This window comes from Nocardia noduli (assembly GCF_019038455.1).
In the GTDB taxonomy this organism is placed as follows: domain Bacteria; phylum Actinomycetota; class Actinomycetes; order Mycobacteriales; family Mycobacteriaceae; genus Nocardia; species Nocardia noduli.
In genome coordinates, this window is the sequence record NZ_JAFMPL010000052.1 from 16,833 (window position 1) to 40,681 (window position 23,849).

20 protein-coding genes and 1 pseudogene are annotated in these 23,849 nt (G+C 68.8%); 17 read left to right on the plus strand and 4 right to left on the minus strand.

All coding sequences use genetic code 11. The features are described from left to right. Nucleotide 1: 1 nt before the first annotated feature. The 3 genes from JZ792_RS24390 to JZ792_RS24400 form a co-directional block, all read right to left on the minus strand. Nucleotides 2-1,360: a type I glutamate--ammonia ligase gene (locus JZ792_RS24390; protein ID WP_216913741.1), complete on the minus strand. Its 1,359-nt coding sequence runs from the start codon at nt 1,358-1,360 to the stop codon at nt 2-4. Between the two features lie 80 nt (nt 1,361-1,440). Continuing rightward, the gene (cqsA, locus tag JZ792_RS24395) at nt 1,441-2,640 is read right to left on the minus strand and encodes an alpha-hydroxyketone-type quorum-sensing autoinducer synthase (protein WP_216913742.1); all 1,200 of its coding nucleotides are present in this window, start codon (nt 2,638-2,640) and stop codon (nt 1,441-1,443) included. 145 nt (nt 2,641-2,785) lie between these two features. After that, nucleotides 2,786-3,682 carry a ribokinase gene (locus JZ792_RS24400; protein WP_216913744.1) on the minus strand — a complete coding sequence of 299 codons (897 nt, stop codon included), beginning with the start codon at nt 3,680-3,682 and terminating at the stop codon, nt 2,786-2,788. 118 nt (nt 3,683-3,800) lie between these two features. Here JZ792_RS24400 and JZ792_RS24405 point away from each other — a divergent pair, with 118 nt between their 5' ends. From JZ792_RS24405 to JZ792_RS24480, 17 genes and pseudogenes are all read left to right on the plus strand, one after another. Continuing rightward, the gene (locus JZ792_RS24405) at nt 3,801-5,066 is read left to right on the plus strand and encodes a glutamate-5-semialdehyde dehydrogenase (protein ID WP_216913746.1); all 1,266 of its coding nucleotides are present in this window, start codon (nt 3,801-3,803) and stop codon (nt 5,064-5,066) included. 107 nt (nt 5,067-5,173) lie between these two features. After that, the gene (locus tag JZ792_RS24410) at nt 5,174-6,058 is read left to right on the plus strand and encodes an AAA family ATPase (protein WP_232839544.1); all 885 of its coding nucleotides are present in this window, start codon (nt 5,174-5,176) and stop codon (nt 6,056-6,058) included. Between the two features lie 3 nt (nt 6,059-6,061). Further along, a complete protein-coding gene (locus JZ792_RS24415; protein WP_216913748.1) occupies nt 6,062-7,489 on the plus strand; it encodes a vWA domain-containing protein in 1,428 nt (475 codons plus the stop codon). An 11-nt stretch (nt 7,490-7,500) separates the two neighbouring features. After that, nucleotides 7,501-7,836 carry an MmcQ/YjbR family DNA-binding protein gene (locus JZ792_RS24420; protein ID WP_308165432.1) on the plus strand — a complete coding sequence of 112 codons (336 nt, stop codon included), beginning with the start codon at nt 7,501-7,503 and terminating at the stop codon, nt 7,834-7,836. A gap of 154 nt (nt 7,837-7,990) precedes the next feature. Further along, complete coding sequence (locus JZ792_RS24425) at nt 7,991-8,923, plus strand: hypothetical protein (protein ID WP_216913752.1); 933 nt, start codon at nt 7,991-7,993, stop codon at nt 8,921-8,923. Nucleotides 8,924-9,028: 105 nt separating this feature from the next. Then, a complete protein-coding gene (locus JZ792_RS24430; protein WP_216913754.1) occupies nt 9,029-9,745 on the plus strand; it encodes an RsiV family protein in 717 nt (238 codons plus the stop codon). Nucleotides 9,746-9,804: 59 nt separating this feature from the next. Next, nucleotides 9,805-10,443: a nicotinate-nucleotide adenylyltransferase gene (gene nadD / locus JZ792_RS24435; protein WP_254190275.1), complete on the plus strand. Its 639-nt coding sequence runs from the start codon at nt 9,805-9,807 to the stop codon at nt 10,441-10,443. A 4-nt stretch (nt 10,444-10,447) separates the two neighbouring features. Beyond that, on the plus strand, nt 10,448-10,891 hold the full coding sequence (gene rsfS, locus JZ792_RS24440) for a ribosome silencing factor (RefSeq protein WP_216913756.1): 444 nt from the start codon (nt 10,448-10,450) through the stop codon (nt 10,889-10,891). 49 nt (nt 10,892-10,940) lie between these two features. Then, nucleotides 10,941-11,600 carry a histidine phosphatase family protein gene (locus JZ792_RS24445; protein ID WP_216913758.1) on the plus strand — a complete coding sequence of 220 codons (660 nt, stop codon included), beginning with the start codon at nt 10,941-10,943 and terminating at the stop codon, nt 11,598-11,600. A gap of 820 nt (nt 11,601-12,420) precedes the next feature. Continuing rightward, nucleotides 12,421-13,119 carry a diglucosylglycerate octanoyltransferase gene (octT, locus tag JZ792_RS43025; RefSeq protein ID WP_216913798.1) on the plus strand — a complete coding sequence of 233 codons (699 nt, stop codon included), beginning with the start codon at nt 12,421-12,423 and terminating at the stop codon, nt 13,117-13,119. 3 nt (nt 13,120-13,122) lie between these two features. Beyond that, the gene (locus JZ792_RS24455; RefSeq protein WP_216913760.1) at nt 13,123-13,965 is read left to right on the plus strand and encodes a DegV family protein; all 843 of its coding nucleotides are present in this window, start codon (nt 13,123-13,125) and stop codon (nt 13,963-13,965) included. Nucleotides 13,966-14,032: 67 nt separating this feature from the next. Then, nucleotides 14,033-14,521 carry a GNAT family N-acetyltransferase gene (locus JZ792_RS24460; RefSeq protein ID WP_216913763.1) on the plus strand — a complete coding sequence of 163 codons (489 nt, stop codon included), beginning with the start codon at nt 14,033-14,035 and terminating at the stop codon, nt 14,519-14,521. A gap of 59 nt (nt 14,522-14,580) precedes the next feature. Next, nucleotides 14,581-15,234, plus strand: a complete 654-nt coding sequence (gene lexA / locus JZ792_RS24465; protein ID WP_216913765.1) for a transcriptional repressor LexA — start codon at nt 14,581-14,583, stop codon at nt 15,232-15,234. A gap of 1,183 nt (nt 15,235-16,417) precedes the next feature. Continuing rightward, a complete protein-coding gene (locus tag JZ792_RS24470; protein WP_254190278.1) occupies nt 16,418-17,134 on the plus strand; it encodes a ComEA family DNA-binding protein in 717 nt (238 codons plus the stop codon). Between the two features lie 578 nt (nt 17,135-17,712). After that, nucleotides 17,713-20,064, plus strand: a pseudogene (locus tag JZ792_RS42185) (ComEC/Rec2 family competence protein); the annotation flags it as partial. A gap of 450 nt (nt 20,065-20,514) precedes the next feature. Beyond that, the gene (holA, locus tag JZ792_RS42190; RefSeq protein ID WP_308165435.1) at nt 20,515-21,486 is read left to right on the plus strand and encodes a DNA polymerase III subunit delta; all 972 of its coding nucleotides are present in this window, start codon (nt 20,515-20,517) and stop codon (nt 21,484-21,486) included. Nucleotides 21,487-21,663: 177 nt separating this feature from the next. Then, a complete protein-coding gene (locus JZ792_RS24480; RefSeq protein ID WP_216913769.1) occupies nt 21,664-23,247 on the plus strand; it encodes an LCP family protein in 1,584 nt (527 codons plus the stop codon). Nucleotides 23,248-23,450: 203 nt separating this feature from the next. Here the strand turns inward: JZ792_RS24480 and JZ792_RS24485 are convergent, their stop codons facing one another. Further along, nucleotides 23,451-23,696 (minus strand): hypothetical protein, encoded by a 246-nt coding sequence (locus JZ792_RS24485; RefSeq protein WP_216913771.1) that lies wholly within the window; start codon nt 23,694-23,696, stop codon nt 23,451-23,453. Between the last annotated feature and the right edge of the window lie 153 nt (nt 23,697-23,849).

Genomic DNA, 23,849 nt, shown 5'->3' on the forward strand with positions numbered 1-23,849 from the left:
GTCAGAACCGCCAGCGGGTCAACTCGACGAGTTCACGCGGGGTGGCGCCGCGATAGCGTTCGGCCTCCGCGCGTCGCACGGTGAGCAACGCGTCGTGCAGTTCCGGCCCCATCGCGGCGGCGAGCACCGTCGAATCCGCGAGTCTGCCCGCCGCCTCGGCCGAGTCGACGGGCAGCCGGCTGACCTCGCTCTCGGGCCCGAACGTCGCGGGATCGCCGGTGACCTCGCCGGGCAGTGTCAATTCCTCGGCGACGCCCGCGAGTCCGGCCGCGATCACCGAGCCGACGATCAGATACGGATTGCCGGTCGCGTCGAAACATTTGACCTCGGCGTTGGCCGCCCATTCCTCGGTGCCGCGCACACCGGTGACGAAACGCAATGCCGCCTCGCGCGCCTCACGACCCCAGCAGTGCCAGATCCCCGCCCAGCGCGAGGGACGCAGCCGCAGGAAACTCGCCGGATTGCCCGCGCCGATCGCGACGAGGGCGGGCAACTCCCGCAGAACCCCGGCCAGGAAGGCAGTGCCGGTCGGGTGCATACCGTAGGGGCCGGGCCCGCCCGCGAACAACGGGCCGTCCTCGGAGTGCAGTGAGAAATGCAGGTGCGCACCGGAACCCGCGCCGTCGGGGTCGATCGAGGGAGCCAATGTCGCCCGCCACCCGAAATCCGCGCTCACCTGCCGGATGGTGTGGCGCAGCAGTACCGCGTCGTCGGCCGCGGCGACCGGATCGTTCGGCGCGATCGATAATTCGACTTGCGCCAGAGCGTATTCCGGATGGAACTGCTCGACCGACATACCCTGCCGCTCGACCGTCGCGACCAGCGTGCGCGCGTACTCGCCGACCCGGCCGAGCCGGACCATCCCGTAGGCGGGGCCGTCGAACGCGGGGACGAAACCGGCCTCGTCGGCCATGCCGAGCGCCCATTCGGTCTCGAACGCCATCGACAGCCGCAGCCCCGCCGCCCGCGCCGCCTCGACCTGACGCGCCGCGAATCCGCGCTGACAGGCGGCGAAACGAGTACCGTCCTGGGTGTATTTCTCGGCGGGCGCCCATGCCCAGCCCGGTTGACAGGCGATCTCGGTGAGCGCTCCCACATCCGGGATCAGGCGCAGATCGCCGTCGGGACCGCCGAGGTAGCTGCCCACCGTCATCAGATCGTCGAAGGCGAAGGTCTCGAAGCACGGAGACACCCCGATCCCGAATCGGGCGGCGCGGGCGAGTCGCCCGATCGGCACCGATTTGACCCGGGTGATGCCCGCGTTGTCGACAAAGGACACGGCGACCATTTCGGCATCGATCTTCTCGACGGACGCGGTCGGATCACCGTCCGCGGGTATGCGCTCCGGCATGGTGGGCATGATCGTCAACGATAAGGGGCCCCGACGGCGTCGGCGGGTATTTCCGCAGCGCGGCACGGATAGTCGAGCGATCCGAACACTCAGCGGGTCGCTTCGGTGACCTGCACCGGGACCGGTCCGGTCACCCGCGCGTGTTTGGGCGCGGCGGGCAGCGGGCCGAAGGTGTCGCGCGCCTCGCCGCACACCTGGATGATCCGGTCGACCTGGGCGTCGGTGAGATCGGCGTGCATGGCCAAGCGGATCAGCGTGCGATTGCGCGGGGTGACGGGCGGGCAGAGAACCGCGCCGAATACGCCACGCTCCTCGAGGAAGTCGCGAATCGCGATGGCGCGCAGATCCGGGCCGCCTGGCAGCGCGACGATATGCGAACCGACACCGCCGACATCGAATCCGAAGGCGTGCAACGCGTCACGTACGCGCGTGGAGATCTGGCGCAATCGCTCACGACGCCAGTCGTCGGTGCGCACCACCTCCAGCGCCGCGGCCAGACCGGCGATCTCGTGCGGAAGCAGCCCGGCCGAGAACACCGCGGGATAGGACTCCATCTTGAAATAGTCGACGAAGTCCAGGCCGTTCACGCAGACGAATCCGGCGCGGCCCGCGAAGGCGGCCGCCAGGCTCGCGGTGCGGAACGGCACCCGTTCGGCGAGACCGAGCGCCACCACCGCGCCCGCGCCGAGTGGCCCGTCGGTGCCGAGGGTGCGGGATTCGTCCACGACCAGCAGGCTTCCGGTCTGCTCGGCGACGTCGCACAGCTGGGCCAGCGGACTGCGACTGCCGGTGGTGCTGTACATCGCGTCCACCGCGATGATGCCGGGTCCGTAGGTGCGGATCTCCTCGCGCAGATGGCCGGGGAAGTTGTGACGGAACGGATGCAGCGGCGCCCCTGCGGCTTTCGCGCCGTGCCACAGCGACATATGCGCGAGGCTGTCGATATAGACCGGCGTGCGCGGCGTCGCGATTGTCTGCAACAGGCCGATATTCGCTTCCCAGCCTGATTGGCACAGCACACCGGCGGGTGCTCGCATATGTTCAGCTAATGACACCTCCAGCGCCTGTTGCGCGTCCGCGCGCGGTGGCGCCGCGGTGGATTCGCGGATCGCCTCGGCGATTCGGACGTCGTCGGCGATGGCGAGATAATCGGCTCTGTTCAGCAGGATGTCGTCCGGCCCCGGCTGACGGCCGTGTGCGATGTGGCGACCACCCCATTCTCCGACCACCCGGCCGTATTGGAAACGATCGACGCGAAACTGCACCTGCTCCGCGACAGTGGGAATCACGCTGAACTCCCTTCACTGGATATAGCTACCCGAGAGCACACATTCGGTGTGATTCAACCACCGCGGGCCGATTCGTGCGGCCGCTTCCGCGGAAGTATCGCGGATATCGTCGATTTCGACACCGCGTGCCGCATTCGCGAAAGGGTTATCGCGCGCCCGATCGGTGTCGACCGGCGAGTGCGGCGTCGATCGCGGCCGCGGTGGGAATGGAGACGCTGGCACCGAGTCGCGTGGTCGCCAGCGCACCCGCCGCGCACGCGAAGGCGAGTGCCGCGCGCGGTCCGCGATGCCACGCGGCGGCGAGCGCGCCGGTGAAACTGTCCCCCGCCCCCGTGGTATCGACCACATCGACCACCGGACTCGCGCTCGAATGCGAGCCGCCGTCGGGTCCTCGGTATTCGGCGCCGTCCGCGCCGCGGGTGACGACGACATGCGGCACCGAACCCAATACGGGCGCCAGACGCGCGGCCTCACCCGAATTGACCACGGCCACATCGATATGGGCCCACAGTTCGGCGGGCAGTTCGGCCACCGGCGACGGATTGAGCACGACGGTGGTCTGGTGCGCCTGCGCGTGCGCGGCCGCCGCGGCGACGGTCGATATCGGAATCTCCAACTGGCACAGCAGGATATCGGCGTTCGCGATCGCCGCGAGGTCGTCGGCGTCGAGTGTGGTCAACTCCGCGTTCGCCCCGCCGACCACGATGATGCTGTTCTCTCCGTCCGCGTCGACCACGATGGCGGCGACCCCGCTCGGACCCGGCACGGTCCGCAGTCGCTCGACACCGACACCGGAATCGGTCAGCGTCGAGCGAAGTTCGGCGGCGAAGACGTCCTCGCCCACCGCGCCGAGGAATTCCACCGTCGCACCGGCCCGTCGCGCCGCGATGGCCTGGTTGGCGCCCTTACCGCCCGGCACCATGGCGAATCCGGTCCCGAGGACGGTCTCGCCCGGCTCCGGCACGCGGCCGGTCGTGGTCACCAGATCCATATTGATACTGCCGAGCACGGCAATCGCGGGCACGCGGTCTGCGGTGGTCATGAACGCCGACGCTAGTCGCGGACGGCGGTCCGGTGGCGCCGAACACGAACCGGACCGGACCCCGGTCGATGGTGCAGCGGTGGAATCGATGACGGGCCGCAACAGTAGGCTGTAACCCATGACGGCAGGAACGACGACCGAGCTCGATACCCGCGAGGTAGTGCACGATGCCGCGCGAAAGGCTCGCGTCGCGTCCAGGGTGCTCGCCCAGCTCACCACCGCGCAGAAGAACGACGCGCTGCACGCGGCAGCCGACGCCCTGCTGGCCGAGGCCGATACCGTCCTGGCCGCCAACGCCGAGGATATCGTCGTTGCCCAGGCCGCGGGCACCGAAGAGTCACTGCTGGACCGGCTCCGCCTCACCAGCGCCCGCGTCGACGGCATCGCCTCCGGTCTGCGTCAGGTCGCCTCGCTGCCCGATCCGATCGGGACCGTGGTGCGCGGTTCGACGCTGCCGAACGGACTCGAGATCAAACAGGTCAGGGTGCCGCTCGGGGTGATCGGCATGGTCTACGAGGCCAGACCGAACGTCACGGTCGACGCCTTCGGTCTCGCCCTCAAATCCGGGAACGCGGCCCTGCTTCGCGGCTCCTCCTCGGCCGCGCATTCCAATGCCGCGCTGGTCGAGGTGCTGCGCGCGGCGCTGACCGCGCAGGGCATCCCCGCCGACGCGGTGCAACTGCTGCCGAGCGCCGATCGCTCCAGCGTCACGCACCTGATCCAGGCCCGCGGCCTGGTCGACGTAGTCATCCCGCGAGGCGGTGCGGGCCTGATCAACGCCGTCGTGCGCGACGCGCAGGTGCCGACCATCGAGACCGGCACCGGCAACTGCCACGTCTACGTGCACTCCGCGGCCGATCTCGAGATGGCCGAGCAGATCCTGATCAACGCCAAGACCCGCAGGCCCAGCGTCTGCAACGCCGCCGAGACGGTGCTGATCGACGACGCCATCGCCACCGTCGCGGTGCCGCGTCTGATCGAGGCGCTGGAACGGTACGGCGTCACCGTGCACGGTGACCTGCCGGGACTGGTGCCCGCCGACGACGCGGACTGGGGCGAGGAATACCTCTCGCTCGATATCGCGCTGCGGGTCGTCGCTGATCTCGACGCCGCCGTCGAGCACATCAACAGGTGGGGGACCGGGCATACCGAGGCCATCGTGACCGGCGAACTCGCCGCGGCGCGCGAGTTCACCAACCGGGTCGACGCGGCCGCGGTCATGGTGAACGCCTCCACCGCCTTCACCGACGGTGAGCAGTTCGGCTTCGGCGCCGAGATCGGCATCTCGACCCAGAAGCTGCACGCCCGCGGCCCCATGGCGCTACCGGAACTGACCTCGACCAAGTGGATCGTGTGGGGCGACGGCCAGATCCGGCCGGTATGAGCGGATCCATCCGGCGACCGCCGGATGAGGCGGAGGTTCCGGGTGTTTCCGGCCTCCGAAAACCGGGAGGTCGGTCCTCCCGCTTGCTTTGAACGGAAGGACAGCACGTGGCTTCGCAGGAGAGCGTGACCCAGGAGCCGATCTTCAGCTCGGTCGACGATGTGATCGAGCGGCTGGCGAGCACCGGCTACCTGGCAGACAAGGGCACCGCCACCTCGGTGTTCCTCGCCGACCGGCTCGGTAAACCGCTGCTGATCGAGGGACCGGCCGGGGTCGGCAAGACGGAACTGGCGCGCGCGGTGGCCCAGACCGCGAACGCGGAACTGGTGCGGTTGCAGTGCTACGAGGGTGTCGACGAGGCGCGCGCGCTCTACGAGTGGAACCACGCCAAGCAGATTCTGCGCATCCAGGCTTCCAGCGAGAACGACTGGGAGGAGACCAAAGCCGATGTGTTCACCGAGGAGTTCCTGCTCTCGCGGCCGCTGCTGACCGCGATCCGCCGTGACGATCCCACCGTGCTGCTCATCGACGAGACCGACAAGGCCGACGTCGAGATCGAGGGTCTGCTGCTGGAGGTGCTCAGCGATTTCGCGGTCACCGTCCCCGAGCTGGGCACCATCGTCGCGAGCCGTAAACCGTTCGTCGTGCTCACCTCCAACGCGACCCGCGAGTTGTCCGAAGCGCTCAAGCGCCGCTGCCTGTACCTGCACCTGGATTTCCCCGACGAGGAACTGGAACGCCGCATCCTGGCGAGCCGGGTGCCCGAGCTGTCGGCGGCCGTCTCGGCGCAGCTGGTGCGGATCGTGCACGTGCTGCGCGGTATGCAGCTCAAGAAACTGCCCTCGGTCGCCGAATCCATCGACTGGGGCCGGACGCTGCTCGCCCTCGGCCTGCACGATCTCGACGACACCACGGTGCGGGCCACCCTCGGCGTCGTCCTCAAGCACCGCAGCGACCACCAGCGCGCGCTGGCCGAGCTGAAGCTGGCCTGAGCGATGGTCGACCGTTCCGGCCTGGAGGCGCTCACGGCGGAGGCGCCGCCGCACGGGCTGCCCGGTCATCTCGTCGGATTCGTGGAGGCGCTGCGGACCCGGGGTATCCCGGTCGGGCCGTCGGAGACGGTGGACGCGGGCCGGGTGCTGACCGTCCTCGACCTCATGGACCGTGAGGTGCTGCGCGAGGGTTTGGCCTGCGCGCTGCTGCGTCGCACCACGCACCGCGCGACCTTCGACGGCATGTTCGACCTGTGGTTCCCGGTGGCGATCGGGGAGCGCAGCGCCGACGTCGACGATATCGAGATGCCGCACACCAACAGCGGTGACATCGATATCGCGGCACTGCGCGAAATGCTCGCCGAACTGCTCGCCATGGACGACGCGGAGCAGCAACTCGATCAGATGGCCGCCCTGCTGGTCGACCAGCTCGGCCAGTACCAGTCCTCGCGCGGCTCGTCCTTCTCGTCGTACCAGGCGTTGCGGGAAGTGCAGCCGCAGACGCTGCTCGCCAAGATCCTGGCCGGTCTGGCCGCGGGCTCCGATCTCAGTGAATTCGACACCGAGGTCGCCCGTCGCGTCGCGCGCGGCCGCATCGAGGGTTTCCGCACGAAGGTCGAGGCGGAGACCCGCAGACGGGTGGCGGAACGGATCGGTCGCGAGCGGGTCGCCGGATACGGTGTCGCGCGCCAGGCCGAGGACGTCGATTTCCTGCGCGCCTCGGAACGGGAACTGATCGAACTGCGCCGCAGCAGTCAGCGGCTCGCCCGCATCCTGGCCTCCCGGCTCGCGGTGCGGCGCAGGCATTCCCGGCGCGGTGAGATCGACCTGCGCAAGACGCTGCGCAAATCGATGTCGACCGGCGGGGTGCCGATCGACCTGGTCAACCGCAAACCGCGTCCGGGACGTCCGGAACTGGTTCTGCTGTGCGATGTCTCGGGATCGGTCGCCGGATTCAGCAATTTCACCCTGCTGCTGGTGAGCGCGCTGCGTGAACAGTTCTCGCGGGTGCGCATCTTCGCCTTCGTCGACAACACCGATGAGGTGACCCGGTTCTTCGATCCGCACACCCAGCTGGACAAGGCGATGGCGAGGATCTTCACCGAATCGGAGGTCGTCGGATACGACGGGCATTCCGATTACGGCAGCGCGCTGCGCAGTTTCGCCACCGAATTCCCCGAGGCGGTCACCAGTCGGTCCGCGCTGCTGATCCTCGGCGACGCCAGGACCAACTACCGCGATCCGGAACTGCTCGTCCTACAGGACATGGTCGACGTCGCCAAACACGCGCACTGGCTCAATCCGGAACCGGTGAACCAGTGGGGTTCGGGCGATTCGGCCGCCGACAAGTACCGGCAGGTCATCGAGATGCACGAATGCCGTTCGGCGAGACAGTTGACAGAGGTGGTGTCCCGGCTGCTGCCGGTATAGAGGAGGCGGGTGTGAACGAGAGACAACTGCTGACGTACTGCCTGGGCAAACCCGGCGCCCGGAAGGACGAGCCGTGGGAAGGCGATGTCGTCGCGAAGGTCGGCGACAAGATCTTCGCCTTTCTCGGCACCGACTCGGTCGGCCTCAAATGCGGCGCGTCGCGAGCCGAGGCCGACGAACTGGTCTTCGTGTATCCCGACGACGTCACGGCCTCGGCCTATATCGGCCGGTACGGCTGGAATCGGATCGCCCTGGCCGGGAAGGTGCCCGACGACGAGATCCGCGAACTCGTCGACCAGTCCTACGAGGCGATCGTGCGCAAACTCCCCAAATCCAAACGTCCGTGAATCGTTGCGTTCGCGCGGTGAGCGGCGATAACAGTACGAGGTCCGCGCCGTTTCCCCGCTCGGCTGCCCGGCCGTCACGCACCGAGGTCGTCCGACGCTCGGTCTATAAGCATTCGTTAAGGAAACCGTTGGGTGGTCTCACCACGATCCACCCATGGCGCAGACAACGGCTGCCGGGGGCAATGCTGCCGGAGACCACACTCACGGTGAATCCGCTGCCGATGAGAGCGCTGCCGACGGGGAAGGCCCGGGTGACGCCGCCGACGTGCGGGGCGCTTGGACGGCCGAGGAATCATGTGACGCACTGGCGCTCGCCGATCTCGCCGCCACGCATCTGCTCGACGATCCGGGTCCGGCGGAGCGGCATCTGCGCCGCGCGTTGCTGATCGGCGACGGGACGCTCCCGGCCGAACATCTGGCGAGGCTGGGATCACAGCTGGTGATGGTGGTCGCGGGGCAGTCGGGACGCGAACGGGAACTCGCCGACGTGGCGTTGCGCGCGGCGGCGCGATGGGAGGGGATCTCCGCCGCCGACGCGTCGCACCTGAGTTTCGTCGCCGCGCGCGCCTATCACCGCGCGGGCAGGCACGAACAGGCCGCGGCACAGTTCGAGCGGTCGCTCGCGGCGGGATCGGCGCCGTATCCGGATATCGAAATGGCCGTTCTGCGAGGGCAATACGGCAAATCGCTGAAACTGCTCGGCAGGTACCGTGCGGCCGCGGACCAATTCGTCGAAGCCGCGCGCCTGGTCCGCGACGCCGCGGGGCGTTCGGAATTCCGTGCCGAACTCGCCTGGTCGGCGGCCTCGGCCCTGGACACCTGCGGCGAGGACGACCGGGCGTATTCGGCCTACCTGCACGCCGCCGAACTCTGGGGCGAGCTCGATCGCGTCGGCCCCCGCTTCCGCTGTCTGCGCGCGGCCGCCTGGCTGCGACACTGCGGCGAATCCACGCACTCCGGGTCGGGCCTGAACGCCATGTACGGGATCCTCGCCGAACTCGAGGAACTCGATCCGACCCCCGAAGTGGCGGTCGAACTCACCAACACCCGCCGTCAACTCGCCGATATGGAAGCGGGTCGCGACTGATCGACCAGCACCGTTGGGTTTTCGTAAGGGAGTCGTTGGCGGTGCGCCGCATTCTCGACCTGTCGCCGAGACCGACTCGGCACATCGAGAATCCGGAGTCCGGACATGAAGAAATTGGCTGCCGCGCTCGCTGTCGCGGCCGTACTGACCGCGACGATGACCGCGTGCGCGGCCGGGCTGGAATCCGGTGCCGCCGCGGCACCGCCCGCAGGCGTGCCGACGGCCACCGCGCCGGGCGGCTATTGCGCCACCACACTGCGACTCACCGGCCCCGGATACGAACTCGACGTGCCGCAGGTCTCGGGTGGGACCGAGGTCGCGCGGGACGCGTTCAACACCGCGATGCGCGGGCTGGCGCGACAGTGGATCGACCAGGTCGAGCAAACCTTCACCCTGAAGCCCGGCAGCGGCCAGGTCACCTATCTCGGCAGCCGGGCCATCAGCTCGCTGTTCGTGATCAGCACCTACAGCGAAGGTGCGGCCCACCCGAACAACGCCTACGAGAGCTACGTCATCGATGCCCGCACCGGCGACGAGATCACCCTGGACGATCTGTTCGCCGATGTGGACCACGGCCTGAGCCTGCTGGCCGACCAGGCCGCGATCGAGGTGCCCAAGACCCGGGCGGGCGATTCCTACTCCAAGAGCGGTATCGAGGCCGACGAGTACAACTACCGGCTCTGGCTGGCCACCCCCGGCGGAATGGAAATCCATTTCGGCGAGATCTCCAGCCATGCCGCGGGCGATATCGTCATCACCGTCCCCTGGTCCAAGCTCGATTCCGCCCTGAAGCCCGGCATGCGCGAGATCGTCGGCGGCTGAGCCGGGCCGGACGGCGGCGCCCCGGCCGCCGACCGGGGCACCGGTTAAGCTCGACACTCATGCAAGAGACAGGGCGGTCCGGCCGCAAGCTGGGCGTCATGGGCGGCACCTTCGACCCGATCCACCACGGTCACCTGGTCGCCGCCAGCGAGGTCGCCAATCGGTTCGACCTGGACGAGGTGATCTTCGTCCCCACCGGTCAACCGTGGCAGAAGGCGGACAAACAGGTCAGCCCGGCCGAGGATCGCTACCTGATGACGGTCATAGCGACCGCCTCCAACCCGCGTTTCTCGGTCAGCCGGGCCGACGTCGACCGGGGCAAGGTCACCTACACCGTCGACACCCTGCGGGAGATGCGCACCCAGCATCCCGACGCCGAGCTGTACTTCATCACCGGAGCGGACGCACTGGCCAACATCCTCACGTGGCAGGATTGGGCCGAACTGTTCGAACTGGCCAAGTTCGTCGGGGTGAGCCGACCGGGGTATGAGCTGAACACCGATCATCTGCGGGAACATCTACGTGATCTTCCCGGCGACGCGGTGACGATGATCGAGATCCCGGCGTTGGCGATCTCGTCGAGCGAATGCCGACGCCGCGCCGCCGAGAACCGGCCGGTGTGGTACCTCGTCCCCGACGGCGTGGTGCAGTACATATCGAAGCGGCACCTGTACGTGCCGGCAGAGCGGAAGGTGTAGCTGTATGACGGCAACTGTCGAGGCGGTCGAGATCGCGCAGGTCGCCGCGCGAGCGGCGGACGAGAAGCTGGCCTCCGATGTGGTGGTGCTCGACGTCTCCGAGCAACTGGTCATCACCGATTGTTTCGTGATCGCGTCCGCGCCGAACGAACGCCAGGTCAACGCCATCGTCGACAATGTCGAGGAGCGGTTGCGCGAGGCCGGGCACAAGCCGGTGCGCCGCGAGGGCACCCGCGAGGGGCGCTGGGCGCTGCTCGACTATGTCGACGTCGTCGTGCACATCCAGCACCACGACGAACGCAACTTCTACGCGCTCGAGCGCCTCTGGAAGGACTGCCCCGTGGTCCCGGTGGACGGCCTCGGCGATCCGCGAGTCGACGGCGACGCGGCCGCGAATGTCGACGGAGCTGTGAATGTCGACGGATCGACGGAGGACAGCGCGGAGTGAGTGTGCGAGCCGACAGATCGACCAGCTCGTTCATCACGGAGGAACAGCGGTGAGTAAGTACGCGAGCGTGCGCACGCTCATCCTGTTGCGCCACGGGCAGACCGAATGGAACGCGGTCGACCGGATGCAGGGGCAGATCGACACCGAACTCACCGAACTCGGCCGACGGCAGGCGAAAGAGGCCGCGCGCGAGCTGGTTTCGCGCAATGCCATCGCCCTGATCGCCTCGGATCTGAAGCGAGCGCACGATACCGCGCTCGCCCTGGCCGAGCACGCCGAGATACCGGTCGTGCTCGACCCGAGGCTGCGCGAAACGGCGCTCGGTGACTGGGAGGGTCTGACCCACCTCGAGGTCGATTCCGACTACCCCGGCGCGCGCGTGGCCTGGCGGCTCGACGCGCACTATCGACCGCCGAACGGGGAGAGCAAACTCGAAGTCGGCGCGCGCGCGTTGCCGCTGGTGCGGGAATTGTTCGCCGAGCGGCAGGATTGGCCGGGCCGGACTATCATCCTGGTTGCGCACGGTGGGCTGATCGCCGCCTTGACGGCTGCGCTGCTCGACCTGCCGCCGCAGAATTGGCCCGCCCTCGGAGGGCTCGCCAACACCAGCTGGGTGCAATTGAGCAGCCACGGTCCAGGTATCGACCAGCCCGGGTGGCGTCTCGATGTGTGGAACGCAGCGGCGAAGGTAGCTCCCGATGTCCTCTGAAGAGCCGATCCGGTCGGTGCCCGACGAACTGTTCCGGCAGGCCACGGCCAAGCCCGAACGACAACTTCCCGACGCCCTGTTCGGCCCCGCGCCCACGCCACGGGCCGAGGAACCGAAGCGGTCGGCGTCCTCGTCACGCTCCGAGGAGCCGATCAGGTCGGTCCCCGACGAACTGTTCAAACAGGTCACCGCCAAAGCGCAACGGCAGCTTCCGGACGCGCTGTTCGGTGGTCCGGTGGCGCCGAAGCCGGTCGCGGCCGAGGATGCCGGACGTTCGGATTCCGATGCGGAAGCGGCCGACGAGTCCTCGCGGGGATCCGAGGGGGCGTCCGATACGACGGCCGATAGCTCCGACGAGTCCGTGTCGTCGCCCGAAGTCGCCTCGGCGGACGCGGAACTCGCGGTGTCCGAGCAGGACTCGGCTGCTGAGAATCTCGGGTCCGAGGGGGATTCGGCACCGGTAGAGACCTCCGCCGTGGATGGACCGGAGGCAGGGCAGTCGATCGCCCCGGCCGTGTCGTCGTTCCCCGAGTCGGATGCGTCGAAGGGCGGGACCGATACTGCCGCGCCGTCGGCACCTGCCGAAGCGAACGCCTCGCTCGCACCTCCGGAAGGCAGCGCGACGGCCACGGCCGACGATGCCACGGCCACGGTCGATCCGGGCGCGCCGGGGCAATCCGTCCCGGTATCCGCCGATGTCGCGGCAAGTACGGCGGAGCCGTCCGTCGATACCGTCGCCCCAGCGAGCCCGGCCGATTCCGCGACCGCCGTCCCGGCCGAGGACGAACAGACCGCGTCCGCCGATGAGCCCGCCCGCCGACTGGTGCTGCTGGTCGTCGCCGACTCCCTGGCCTACTTCGGCCCCAAAGGCGGACTGCCCGCCGATCATCCGAAGATCTGGCCGAATCTGGTGGCGGCCGAGTTGGATTGGGATGTCGAACTGGTCGGACGGATCGGCTGGACCTGCCGTGACGCGTACTGGGCACTGATCGGTGATCCGAGGATCTGGGCCAGCGTGCCGAAAGCCGGCGCGGTGGTCTTCGCGGTCGGCGGCATGGACACGCTGCCCTCTCCGCTGCCGACCGCGCTGCGCGAACTGATCCGTTACGTGCGGCCCACGTGGCTGCGCCGGGTCGTGCGCGGCACGTACAACTGGCTGCAACCGAAACTGGCCAAACTCGGCAGGCCGGTGGCGCTGCCGCCCCGGATCAGCGTCGACTACCTGGATCAATCACGCGAGGCGCTGGCCCAGCTGCGACCGGAACTCCCGTTCGTGGCGGTGCTTCCGTCGGTACACAATTGTGACGCCTACGGGCGGGTGCATCGTGGTCGCCCGCGCGCGGTGAAGGCATTGCAGGCGTGGTCGGAACGCACCTCGGTGCCGTTGGTCGACCTCGGAGAAGCGGTGCGCGACAACATCTTCTCCGGTGACGCGAACCCGGACGGCATCCACTGGGGCTGGGCCGGGCACAGCGCGGTGGCCAACGCGATGGTGAAGACCTTGCAGGAGGTTCGGTAGTCCGTGGCCGTCGTGGTCGTCACCGATTCGTCCGCCAGTCTCCCTGCCGAACTCACCGACGAGCTGGCCATCGCCGTCGTCCCGCTGCACGTCCTGGTCGGTGACCGGACCGTGCGTGAAGGTATCGATCCGATCGATATCGACTACGCCGCCGACTCCGTCACCACCTCCGCCGCGTCACCGGGGGAGTTGCGCGAGGTCTACGAGCGGGCGTTGGAACGCAGCGGCGGCGACGGCGTCGTCGCCGTGCACATCTCCCGTCAGCTCTCGGGGACGTGGGAGGCGGGCAGGCAGGCCGTCCGCGATATGGACGCCTCGGACAAGGTACTGCTGGTCGATTCCCTGGGAGCCGGGCTGGCCACCGGATTGCCGACGCTGGCCGCCGCCCGACGCGCCCGCGCGGGTTCGGTCCTCGACACCGTCTTCGAGGCCGCGGTCGCCGCGGCGACGCGGGCGCGGACCTTCGTGCTGGTCAACCGCACCGAGCAATTGCGTCGCGGTGGTCGTCTCAGTACCGCGGCGTCCTTCTTCGGCAGTGAGCTGGTGACCAAGCCGCTGCTCCAGATCGTGGAGGGACGTCTGGAACTGCGCGAGAAGGTGCGCACCAGGTCCAAGGCGTACGCGCGACTCGTCGCGGCCGCGGTGGAGGCGGCCGGAGCCGAGGGTGCGGCCGTGGCGGTACAGCACCTCGGCGCACCCGACGCGGCCGAGACCATTTCCGGGCAGTTGCGCGACCTGTCGCCGGGGATCGGTGAACTCATCGTGGCCGAATTCGGACCGGCCCTGGCGGTGCATCTCGGCGTGGGGGCGATCGGCGTGGTCGTCGTGCCGGGCGGATGCGCGTAGTGCGGGCCCGAAATCTCGCTGAGCGCAACCGGTGTCCGGGGCGGCGGCACGGTTTAACGTCGCGCGTATGACGAGTTCCGCGACGCCGCCGATCCGTCCCGCGCTGACCCTGTCCACGGTCGAGTGGGACCACCCGGACGCGATGACCCTGCGCGAGGAGATGGCCGCCGAGGTCGGCCCGCGCTACGCCGCGTTGGCGCGCACCCTGCCGACGAAGCCGAACGCCGTCGATCCGGCGACGGTGCACCGGACATTCGTCGTCTACTCGGACGGCCCGGCCGGGCACGCGGCGGTGCGCTGGAACGCGGGCGAACTCGAACTCAAACGGATGTTCGTCCGCCCCGAACACCGGGGATCGGGGGCGGCGTCACTGCTGCTCGCCGCGGCCGAGGACGCCGCGCGCGAACTCGAACTGCCGCGACTGATCCTGCAGACCGGCCATCTCCAGCCCGCCGCCGTGCGCTTCTACGAGCGCAGCGGATACCAGCGCATCCCCATCTTCCCGCCGTACGAGGTGCTGCCGCGGTCGAACTGCTTCGCCAAGCGGTTGCGCTGAGGGTTCGTTCCGGGTGTGGCGCGCAAGCCCGCGCGACCGGGCCCCTCTAATCTTTGCGGGTGACCGGATACGACCACGACTTCGAGCATCTCGACACCTCGACGCTCCCCCCGCGCCAGCAGCACATCCTCGCGACGATCCGCGACTGGGTGCGACGGTACGGATACGCGCCGAACACGCGTGAGATCGGCGACGCGGTCGGGCTGCGTTCCGCGTCGTCGGTGTCGAAACATCTGAAAAGCCTGGAGGAGCGCGGTTTTCTGCGTCGCAGTGCGACCGTGTCGCGGCCGATCGACGTCCGCATGTTCCTGCGGGAGCCGCGCGTGGAATCCGACGAGTCGACGGTGGCCGTGCCCGTTCTCGGCGATATCGCGGCGGGCACGCCGATCCTGGCGGAGCAACACTCGGACGACAGCCTGACGCTGCCCCGCGAACTCGTCGGCCGCGGCACGGTTTTCGGGTTGCGCGTACGTGGCGATTCCATGGTCGACGCCGCGATCTGTGACGGTGACATCGTGGTCGTGCGCAGACAGCACGAAGCGCATTCCGGTGAGATCGTCGCCGCCATGATCGACGACGAGGCCACCGTCAAGGTCTATCGACGGCGCAACGGCCACGTCTACCTCGAACCGCGCAACCCCGCCTACGAGGTCATCGACGGTGACCGCGCGGTCGTCCTCGGCAAGGTCGTCTCGGTGATGCGGCGCGTCTGACCGGGTTCTCCACAGCCCGAAAGTTGTCCACAGACTTTCCTGAAGCCCAGGTCGGCGACCACGATCCGGATTGCCGCGCGCCTACGTTCGCCCTATGCCACGACATGACGAGCGCGAGCGCATCCGCCGCCGACTGGGCGCACTCACCGCCCGCGTCGGAGCGGGCCGAACCACCGCTGTCGGACTACCGACCCCCGCGCTCGGGGGCGGTGGTTCACCGCCCCCCGGGGTTTCCCGGAGTGATTCGGCCGTAGGCGAATTCACGAAGTGGACCGAACTCCCCGATCGGAGTTCTCCGGAGGACGTGTCTCCTCGGCGCTCGTTCGCCCCCGGCCGGTCCGAATCGAGTTCGGGCAACTGGGATCTCGACCGGTTACCCGCTTCATCCAGCGCGAATGCCGCAGCGCCGCCCGCCGCCACCGCCGATGTCGGCGTGCCGTGGGACGACGGATCGAACAACCGGCGGGCACGATGCTCAGCTCAGGACGACCCGGCGGGCGAAGCGGACATGGGCGCACCGGGGGGCTCGGTCCGCGGCGAGGCGGATATCGCCGAAGCCGTGCAGGTTCCGCTGTCGATCACCGGACCTGATGGGCACGACCACGTCCGGGATGTATTCGATCTTGCCGAAGTTTCGGGTAGTGCTAGCCGAGCCACGGCCTCGGGTGGGGCACCGGCTGTTCTCGGCGACCGTGACGGTGTCGATGTCGCCGAAGTTGGGGCTAGTGCTCGCCGAACTCGGACATCGGGTGGTGTACAGGCTGTACTCGGTGCCGGTGCCGGTGCCGGTGCCGGTGCCGAAGTCGCGTGTATTGCTCGCCAGGTCGGGGCACCGGTTGGTGCACGGGCTGCCGTCGGTTCAGGTGTCGATATCACCGAAGGCGGAGGGGTTCCACGAGAGAGTGTGGGGTCAGGTGAGCCGGAAACCGGTTTCGCGGTCGATGGGCCTCGGCGGTCCGGGAGCGGCCCGAGCGGCGTGTTCGGCGATTCCGCACCGGAGGAAACATCCTCGAGCGCATGGGTTTCCGCCACGGAGCAGGGACTGCTCGCCCCGGTCGGTGACCACCTCACAGCGGCGGATGAAGGTCTGGAATCGGTGCGCGCACCCCATTGGCTGGACGAACCCGAGCGGGGAAAGGGACGGTGGGAACGGATGGTGCCGGATCGTTTTCGAGGCGCGAGGATGGACCCGGGCCGTCGCGGTGTGGTGACCCTGGCATTGGTCGGCTTGTTCGCCGTGGTGATCGCGACGGTCGTGGTGATCAGGGACCGTCCGGTCGCACAGGCCGTGCCACCGGTTCCGGCGCTGCGCGCGACCACGACCGCCGTCGCGGCAGGCGGAACGCCACCGCCGAGCCCCACCGCGCCCGCGAGTGCGACGGGGTCGGACGCCGTTGTCGCACCCGGCTCCGATCCGGCGACGGGCGAGTTGGTCGTCAGTGTGGTGGGCCTCGTCCAGACCACGGGCCTGATCCGCCTGCCTGCGGGCTCACGTGTCGCGGACGCGATCGCCGCGGCGGGCGGCGCCCGTCCGGGCGCGGACCTGACCACGCTGAACCTGGCCCAGCGCCTCGGTGACGGCGACCAGGTGCTGGTCGGACAGATGTCGACCGACCCGGGGCAACCCCAGCTGGGCAGCACGACCATCAACGCCGGTGGACGGCCGACGAACGTCCCGAAGCCCCAATCTGGCACGACGGGCACCACCGGCCGTGTGAACCTCAACACCGCCACCGAAACGGACCTCGACGCACTCCCAGGCGTAGGCCCGGTCACCGCCCGCGCCATCATCGCCTGGCGCGCCACCAACGGCCGGTTCAGCGATATCGAACAACTCGGCGACATCGACGGCATCGGCCCCACCCGCCTCGCCCGCCTGCGTGACCTGGTCACGATATGAGTCCGACCGACCCGATCGGAGTCTGCGGCGAGGAAGGAGGCCACCTCACCCGAAACCGCAGCGCGACAACGGCGAAAGCCCGCTGGCACCGCACGCGTACCTGGATTGCCGCCCGACTCCGCACCCGCGGCCTCGGATCGCCTGCCGCGAACACCGACAACGAAGATGCGGATCCGACCGACCCACTGGACGCCAGGTTGCTCCCCGCCGCGGTGTGCTGCTGGGCAGCGACCATCGCGGCACTGCTCGGCGGCTGGGTTCTGGCCGTCACCATCGCGATCGGCCTCCTCGTCGTGGTGGTAGCGGGCCGTGAGCTGGTTCCGGTCGCGGATCGCCGCGCGCCGTCCGAACCACCGGCGAGTGGGCACCTGGCTGGATCGGCTCGGCATTACGACGAAGGGGTCATCGAACCGCGGACGGGAGTGGACCACTCGGCGGACCGGCCCGGAACTGACGGAGCGGCAGGCAGTGATCGTTCGGCGGGCCGGGGTTCAGATCCCCAGGTGGTCGATGCTCGCTCGGGGGATCGGCCGGGCAATGCTGCTGGAGTAAGCGGAGAGTACTGGATGGGACGAGGTATGCGTCCCGAGGCCGTCGGAGGTCGCTCGGTGGACCGGAGAGCAGGTCCCGAGGTGGTCGATGAGCATCCATCGGATCGGCCCGGAATCGCTGGGCCAGGAGAGGGACGTTCGGCGACCCGGGGTCCGGATCGTCCCGGCACCGCGGGGGTAGGTGGCGGTCACCCGGTAGGTCGGATCGACAGTGGCGCTCGGTCGAGAGGGCGAACGGACGAGACGTTGTGGTCGAGGGGACGGGCACTGTGGACGGATGTGGATCGGCGCCGCTCGATCGCGGTGGTGCTGTTGGCGGCGGTGGTTCTCGGGACTGGGTTCGCGGTGGCGGCAGCATGGCATGAGCACCGGGTGCAGGTGCATCCGTTGCGGGCGACCGTGGGCAGTTCGGTGCTGGTGGTGGTGACGCCGACCGATGATCCGAAGGCGGTGCGCGGCAGCTCGTTCGGTGGTGAACGGCGCTGGGTGGTGCGGGCGGACCTGGAGGAATTCCGAAGAGGGGAAGTGGCGTATCGGGCGGGTGGTTCGGTGGTGATCCTGGGCGGGGGAGACGATTGGAAGCGGGTGCTGCCCGGGCAGCGGATCGAATTCCGGGCACGTGTGGAGGAGCCGCGCCACCATGACCTGACCGTGGTGACCCTGCACGCGACAGGCGCGCCGCGCACGGTCGGCGCCCTGCCGTGGTGGCAGCGGGCGGCGGTTCACGCGCGTGCGGATCTGGTCGACGCGGCCGGGGAGGCATTGCCCGCGGACTCGGCGGGACTATTGCCCGCGCTGGTCGTCGGTGATACGTCGGCACTGCACGAATCGGTGCGCGAGGATTTCCGGCTCGCGGGTATGCAGCATCTGACGGTGGTGAGCGGCGCGAATTTCACGATCGTGCTCACGGTGGTCCTCTTCGTAGTCGGACTGCTGACCGCCGGTCCACGCACGACGGCGGCGTTCGCGGCGCTGACACTGATGATGTTCGTCGTGATCGCCCGCCCTGATCCGAGCGTGCTGCGCGCCGGGGCGATGGGCGCGATCACCGTGCTGGCCTTGGTCACCGGGCGCAGGAAGCAAGCGCTGCCCGCCCTGTGCGCGGCGGTCATCGGGCTGCTGGCCCTGTGGCCGGAACTCGCGGTGAGCGCCGGGTTCGCACTGTCGGTGCTCGCGACGGGGGCGCTGATCCTGTTGGCCCCGGGGTGGGCGGATTGGCTGTGCGCGCGTGGCTGGTGGCGGCTGCCCGCCGAGATCGTCGCGGTCTCGGCGGGAGCCTTCGTGGTCACCATGCCGATCACCGTCGCGCTGTCCGGACAGCTGAGTCTCGTCGCGGTCGTCGCGAATATCCTTGTGGCACCGGCGGTCGCGCCGGTCACGGTGATCGGCGCGCTCGGTGCCGTGACAGCGTCGGTCTGGCCGCCGGTGGCCGAGATCGTCCTGCGCGTCGCCGGGCCCGCCCTGTGGTGGATGCTCACGGTCGCCGAACACGCGGCCGCGTTTCCCGGGGCCACCGTCGAGGTGCCGGGCGGTTCCGTCGGCGGTTTCCTCACCGCCGCGGTCGTCGTCGCCCTGATATGCGGATTGCGTTCGGCGAGAATACGAAAACTCATCGGCGCCGCTGTTCTCGGCGGCGCGGTGGTTCTCGTCCCGATCCGCACCTGGCATCCGGGCTGGCCGCCGCGTGACTGGGTCCTGGCAGCCTGTGATGTGGGACAGGGGGACGCGCTCGTCCTATCTCTCGGTGACCATACGGCGATAGTGATCGACGTCGGCCCCGATCCGCGCGCGGTGGACGCGTGCCTGGACCGCCTACGAATCGAGCACATCGTATTGCTCGTCCTCACCCACCCGCACGCCGACCACATCGCGGGCCTCAACGGAGCCCTGCACGGCCGCTCGATCGCGGCCATCGCGGTGGCCCCGCACGAATTGGACGGGCAGGCAGCGGATTCCGTCGCACGGTCCACCGCGTCGCCGGGCGACGGCTCGGCAGCGGGCGCCGATACGCGCGGTGTTGTCGGGAACGCGGCCGACGTGCGTGCGATCGCGACGTGCGAGTCGATCACCGTTCTCGAGCTCTCGGCGGGCCACCTGCTGGAATTCGGTGACCTACGCCTGGATGTGCTGGCCCCGGCCGCCTCGGCGCGACCGCGGGCACTGGGCGCGGACGACGCCAACAACCGGTCTCTCGTCATCGCCGCGACCACGCCGGTCGGCCGAATTCTGCTGACCGGCGATATCGAGGACACGGCGCAGCAACGGCTGCTCGGGCGTGACGCCGACGCGTTGCGGGCCGATATCCTCAAGGTCCCGCACCACGGATCGCGCACCACCACCGCGGCATTTCTCGCGGCGGTCCGCCCGCGACTGGCCGTCGTCTCGGCGGGAACCGGAAACACCTTCGGCCATCCGCACCCGGAGATCCTCGCCGAACTCCGGAACCTCGGTGCCATCGTGTCCCGAACCGACCGCGACGGCGACATCCTTGTCGTCGGATCGGCCACTGGCCCGCAGGTCGTGACTTCCCGCCGACCGGGCGGGCCGGGTGTTCGTCATGCTGTCGGCTCGCCGAACAATCGACCGAAAGCGCCGAGGCGGCCCTGCGGCCGAGTAGTCGATTCCGGCGTCAGCGAGCGCGGCGATGCCCGATTCCCTCGCCGTAAAGCCCACAATGCGGTGATCTTCCGCCGAACGGGTTGCCCGCGCCGCAGGTCGGCTATGTGTCGGCAATCGGTGGGCCGTGGTCACCCGCCGAGTTCGAGCCGGGAGGGACACGGAACGAGTCGGGTCGGGGAATTGTCGGCACGAGACCGTAGGATCGCTGCCGTGAGCGAACGTCCCTCGGCGGTCCAACTGGTGCTCGGTGATGAAGAACTGTTGATCGAACGCGCGATCGCGGGAATTGTCGCGCAGGTCCGGGCGGTGGCGCCGGACGGTGACGCGGTGCCGGTCGACCGGCTACGCGCCGGTGACGCGAATTCCGCGGAGCTGGCCGAACTGCTGAGCCCGTCGCTGTTCGCCGAGGACCGCGTGATCGTGCTGGAATCGGCGGCCGAGGCGGGGAAGGACGCGGTCGCGGTCATCACCGCGGCGGCATCGGATCCGCCGGACGGTGTGGTGCTGGTCGTCGTGCATTCCGGGGGCGGGCGCGCCAAGGCGATGGCGCCCGCGTTACAGAAGGCAGGCGCGGTGACCCACGACTGCGCGAAACTCACCAAAGCCGCCGAGCGCACCGAGTTCGTGCGTGCGGAATTCCGCGCGGCGGGCGTGCGGGCGTCCGGCGAAGTGGTGCAGGTGATACTGGAATCGGTCGGTTCGGAGCTGCGTGAACTGGCGGCCGCCTGTTCCCAGCTGGCCTCCGATACCGGGGGCAAGGTCGACATCGCGGCCGTGCGGCGGTACTACTCGGGCAAAGCCGAGGTCTCCGGATTCGACGTCGCCGAACTCGCTGTCGCGGGGGAGCGGTCCGCCGCGATGGAAGCCCTGCGGTGGGCCAACGACCGAGGTGTCGCGCATGTGCTGCTCGCGGACGCGCTCGCCGATTCGGTGCACACCATCGCGAGGGTCGGATCGGCAGGCCGCGGCGACCCGTTCGCTCTCGCACAGCAACTCGGCATGCCCCCGTGGAAGGTGAAGAAGGCCCAAGCCCAGGCACGTGGCTGGACACCGGCCACCATCGGCGCGGCCCTCCAAGTGGTCGCGACACTGAACGCCGACGTCAAAGGCGGCGCCGCCGACGCGAGCTATGCCGTGGAGTCGGCCCTGGCCAGAATTCTCGAACTGCGCGGGGCGAGCTGATCCGGGCTCGTTCCGAGATCGCCGCGAATCGCTATGCCGCGAGGACATTCCCGAAAGACCCGCCCTCGGGTAATCGTCGGCGGCCGCGCGCACGTGCGTCGTGATCGCTAGCGGCGTAACGGGGCGCTATATGGCAAATGATCGGCAACATGTGTTGTGCCAGACTGGAAAACGACCATGGATGAGCCGACCACTCCGATTCCGGGAATCGATACCTCCGACCGTGCCGTGCGGCACGGTCGAGTGCGTCGTGCGCGTGAACCGAGGCCGTCGCGGCGATGGTCCGCGCGTCGGATCGCCACGACGGCCGTCAGATTCGTGGCGGGGACGTTGTCGGCGGTCGTGTTGGCGGGGACGGCGGTGGGATGGGCGACCGAGAGCAGTTTCGACGACGGGTTCCTGCGGTCGGACGCGCTCGGCGAGGACACGCCACGCTCGCTCGACGGCGATATGAATATTCTGCTCATCGGGCTCGACAGCAGGAAGGACCAGAGCGGCAGGGATCTGCCGAAGGAGATCCTCGATCAACTTCACGCGGGTGACGGCGACCAGGGCGGCTACAACGCCAATACCCTGATCCTGGTACATATTCCGGCGGACATGTCGAAGATCACCGCGGTATCCATCCCCCGCGACGACTACGTCGCCGTGACCGGAATACCCGGCTATACGCACGCCAAGATCAAGGAGACCTACGGGCTGAAGAAGGCCGTGGTGCAGGAGCAGTTGTCGGCGGCGGGTGAAACGGACCGGGTGAAACTCGAGCGCGCCGGGCGGGAGGCGGGCCGCGCCTCGGTCATCCAGGCGGTCCGCAATCTGACCGGGGTGCCGATCGACCGGTTCGCCGAAGTGACCCTGTCCGGGTTCTACGACTTGGCGAAGGCGCTGGACGGCGTCGAGGTCTGCCTGAACCGGCCGGTGCGCGACGCCGCGTATTCCGGCGCGGACTTTCCCGCGGGTCGCCAGCGCCTCGATCCCGCGCAGTCGTTGGCCTTCGTCCGGCAGCGGCACGGCCTGGAGAACGGCGATCTGGATCGCACCCACCGACAGCAGGCCTTCCTCACCTCGGTGGCTCTCGACTTGCGCAAATCCGGCACCTTCACCGACATGGGCAAATTCTCGTCGCTGATGGACGTCGCGCATCGCAATGTCGTGCTCTCCGACGGCTGGAATGTCAGCGATTTCCTCCGGACGGTGGGTTCGGCCCGGAGCCCCGCCGTCGAATTCCGCACCCTGCCGGTGCTGCGCTACGACGTGGTCGACGGCCAGGATGTGAACATCATCGACGCGGCCGCCATCCGCCGCGAGGTGCGTGCCGCTTTCGGTGAGCCGGAGCCGACGACCCCGCCGGTCCGACCGACCCGCGCCGTCGACGTCGTCAACGCGGGCGGTTCGAAAGGTATGGCGGCCACGGTGTCCGCCGCGCTCGAGACGCGCGGCTATCCACCGGGCACGGTCGGCAACGCGGGTGCCGGGGCGGGTTCGGCGACGACCGTCTACTACTCCGGCGCCGCGGCCGAGGCGGAGGCGCGACAACTCGCCGATACCCTCGGCGGGCTCGCGATCGCCGAGTCCTCGGCCGTGTCGGCGGATCGACTCGAAGTCGTCATCGGCGGGGATTTCACCCTGCCCGCGGAGCTGACGACCACCACGTCGGTAGCCACAACGCCGACACCGAGCACCGAATCCGCCCTTCCGACACCGAATGCCGGTAAACCCGTCGCGACGATCAGCGGCGACAGCGTGCCCTGTGTGAACTGAGTAGTCGGCGTGCGCCGTCGATCTTCACGGCCTCCGACAGAAATTCGTCGTGCCGCACATCGCGCGGCCCACCCGATTGCGGGGCCCTCGGTCTCGATGCCGTACAGGACCCCGATCAGCGGATCATCGTCTGCCGCGCGGCCGATCCGGATTCCGGGTGGCGCTGGGTCGGATCGGAACCGACCCGGCACCGTAGGCGTGGTTCATTCGGCGGCGGTGAGCACTAACTCCTCGTCGTCTTCCACGTCCTCGTAGCGGCCTTCCCACTCCTCGTACGCGGGCACATCCTCGTCCCGGGTGACGATCCACTCCAGCGAGTAGCCGCCGTCCTCGTCCGGGACCAAGACATTCTCGATTTTCAGCCCGAACCCCAACACCTCGGCGGCCCGGATGACATCCGGCAGATCCTCGGCTCTGACCACAGTCTGATTCGCGTACACGGTTACCATGCGCGGAATCGTAGCGGTCCGCACCGACATCCTGGCTACTACCGGGTGAACTCGTCCGGGGTGGGGCGCATATGTCCCGGTAGATGGTGCGAGGCACGACAAAAACCGCCGTGGTCATCGAGGCCACGGCGGCTACGCCACTGCGATCGGTAT

What these genes read in the sequence shown, in the direction of transcription:
- JZ792_RS24390 (WP_216913741.1), bottom strand. Translation starts at nt 1,360, where the DNA reads ATGCCCACCATGCCGGAGCGCATACCCGCGGACGGTGATCCGACCGCG.
- JZ792_RS24400 (WP_216913744.1), bottom strand. Translation starts at nt 3,682, where the DNA reads ATGACCACCGCAGACCGCGTGCCCGCGATTGCCGTGCTCGGCAGTATC.
- JZ792_RS24405 (WP_216913746.1), top strand. Translation starts at nt 3,801, where the DNA reads ATGACGGCAGGAACGACGACCGAGCTCGATACCCGCGAGGTAGTGCAC.
- JZ792_RS24415 (WP_216913748.1), top strand. Translation starts at nt 6,062, where the DNA reads ATGGTCGACCGTTCCGGCCTGGAGGCGCTCACGGCGGAGGCGCCGCCG.
- JZ792_RS24425 (WP_216913752.1), top strand. Translation starts at nt 7,991, where the DNA reads ATGGCGCAGACAACGGCTGCCGGGGGCAATGCTGCCGGAGACCACACT.
- JZ792_RS24430 (WP_216913754.1), top strand. Translation starts at nt 9,029, where the DNA reads ATGAAGAAATTGGCTGCCGCGCTCGCTGTCGCGGCCGTACTGACCGCG.
- nadD (WP_254190275.1), top strand. Translation starts at nt 9,805, where the DNA reads ATGCAAGAGACAGGGCGGTCCGGCCGCAAGCTGGGCGTCATGGGCGGC.
- rsfS (WP_216913756.1), top strand. Translation starts at nt 10,448, where the DNA reads ATGACGGCAACTGTCGAGGCGGTCGAGATCGCGCAGGTCGCCGCGCGA.
- JZ792_RS24460 (WP_216913763.1), top strand. Translation starts at nt 14,033, where the DNA reads ATGACGAGTTCCGCGACGCCGCCGATCCGTCCCGCGCTGACCCTGTCC.
- JZ792_RS24470 (WP_254190278.1), top strand. Translation starts at nt 16,418, where the DNA reads ATGGACCCGGGCCGTCGCGGTGTGGTGACCCTGGCATTGGTCGGCTTG.
- JZ792_RS24480 (WP_216913769.1), top strand. Translation starts at nt 21,664, where the DNA reads ATGGATGAGCCGACCACTCCGATTCCGGGAATCGATACCTCCGACCGT.
- JZ792_RS24485 (WP_216913771.1), bottom strand. Translation starts at nt 23,696, where the DNA reads ATGGTAACCGTGTACGCGAATCAGACTGTGGTCAGAGCCGAGGATCTG.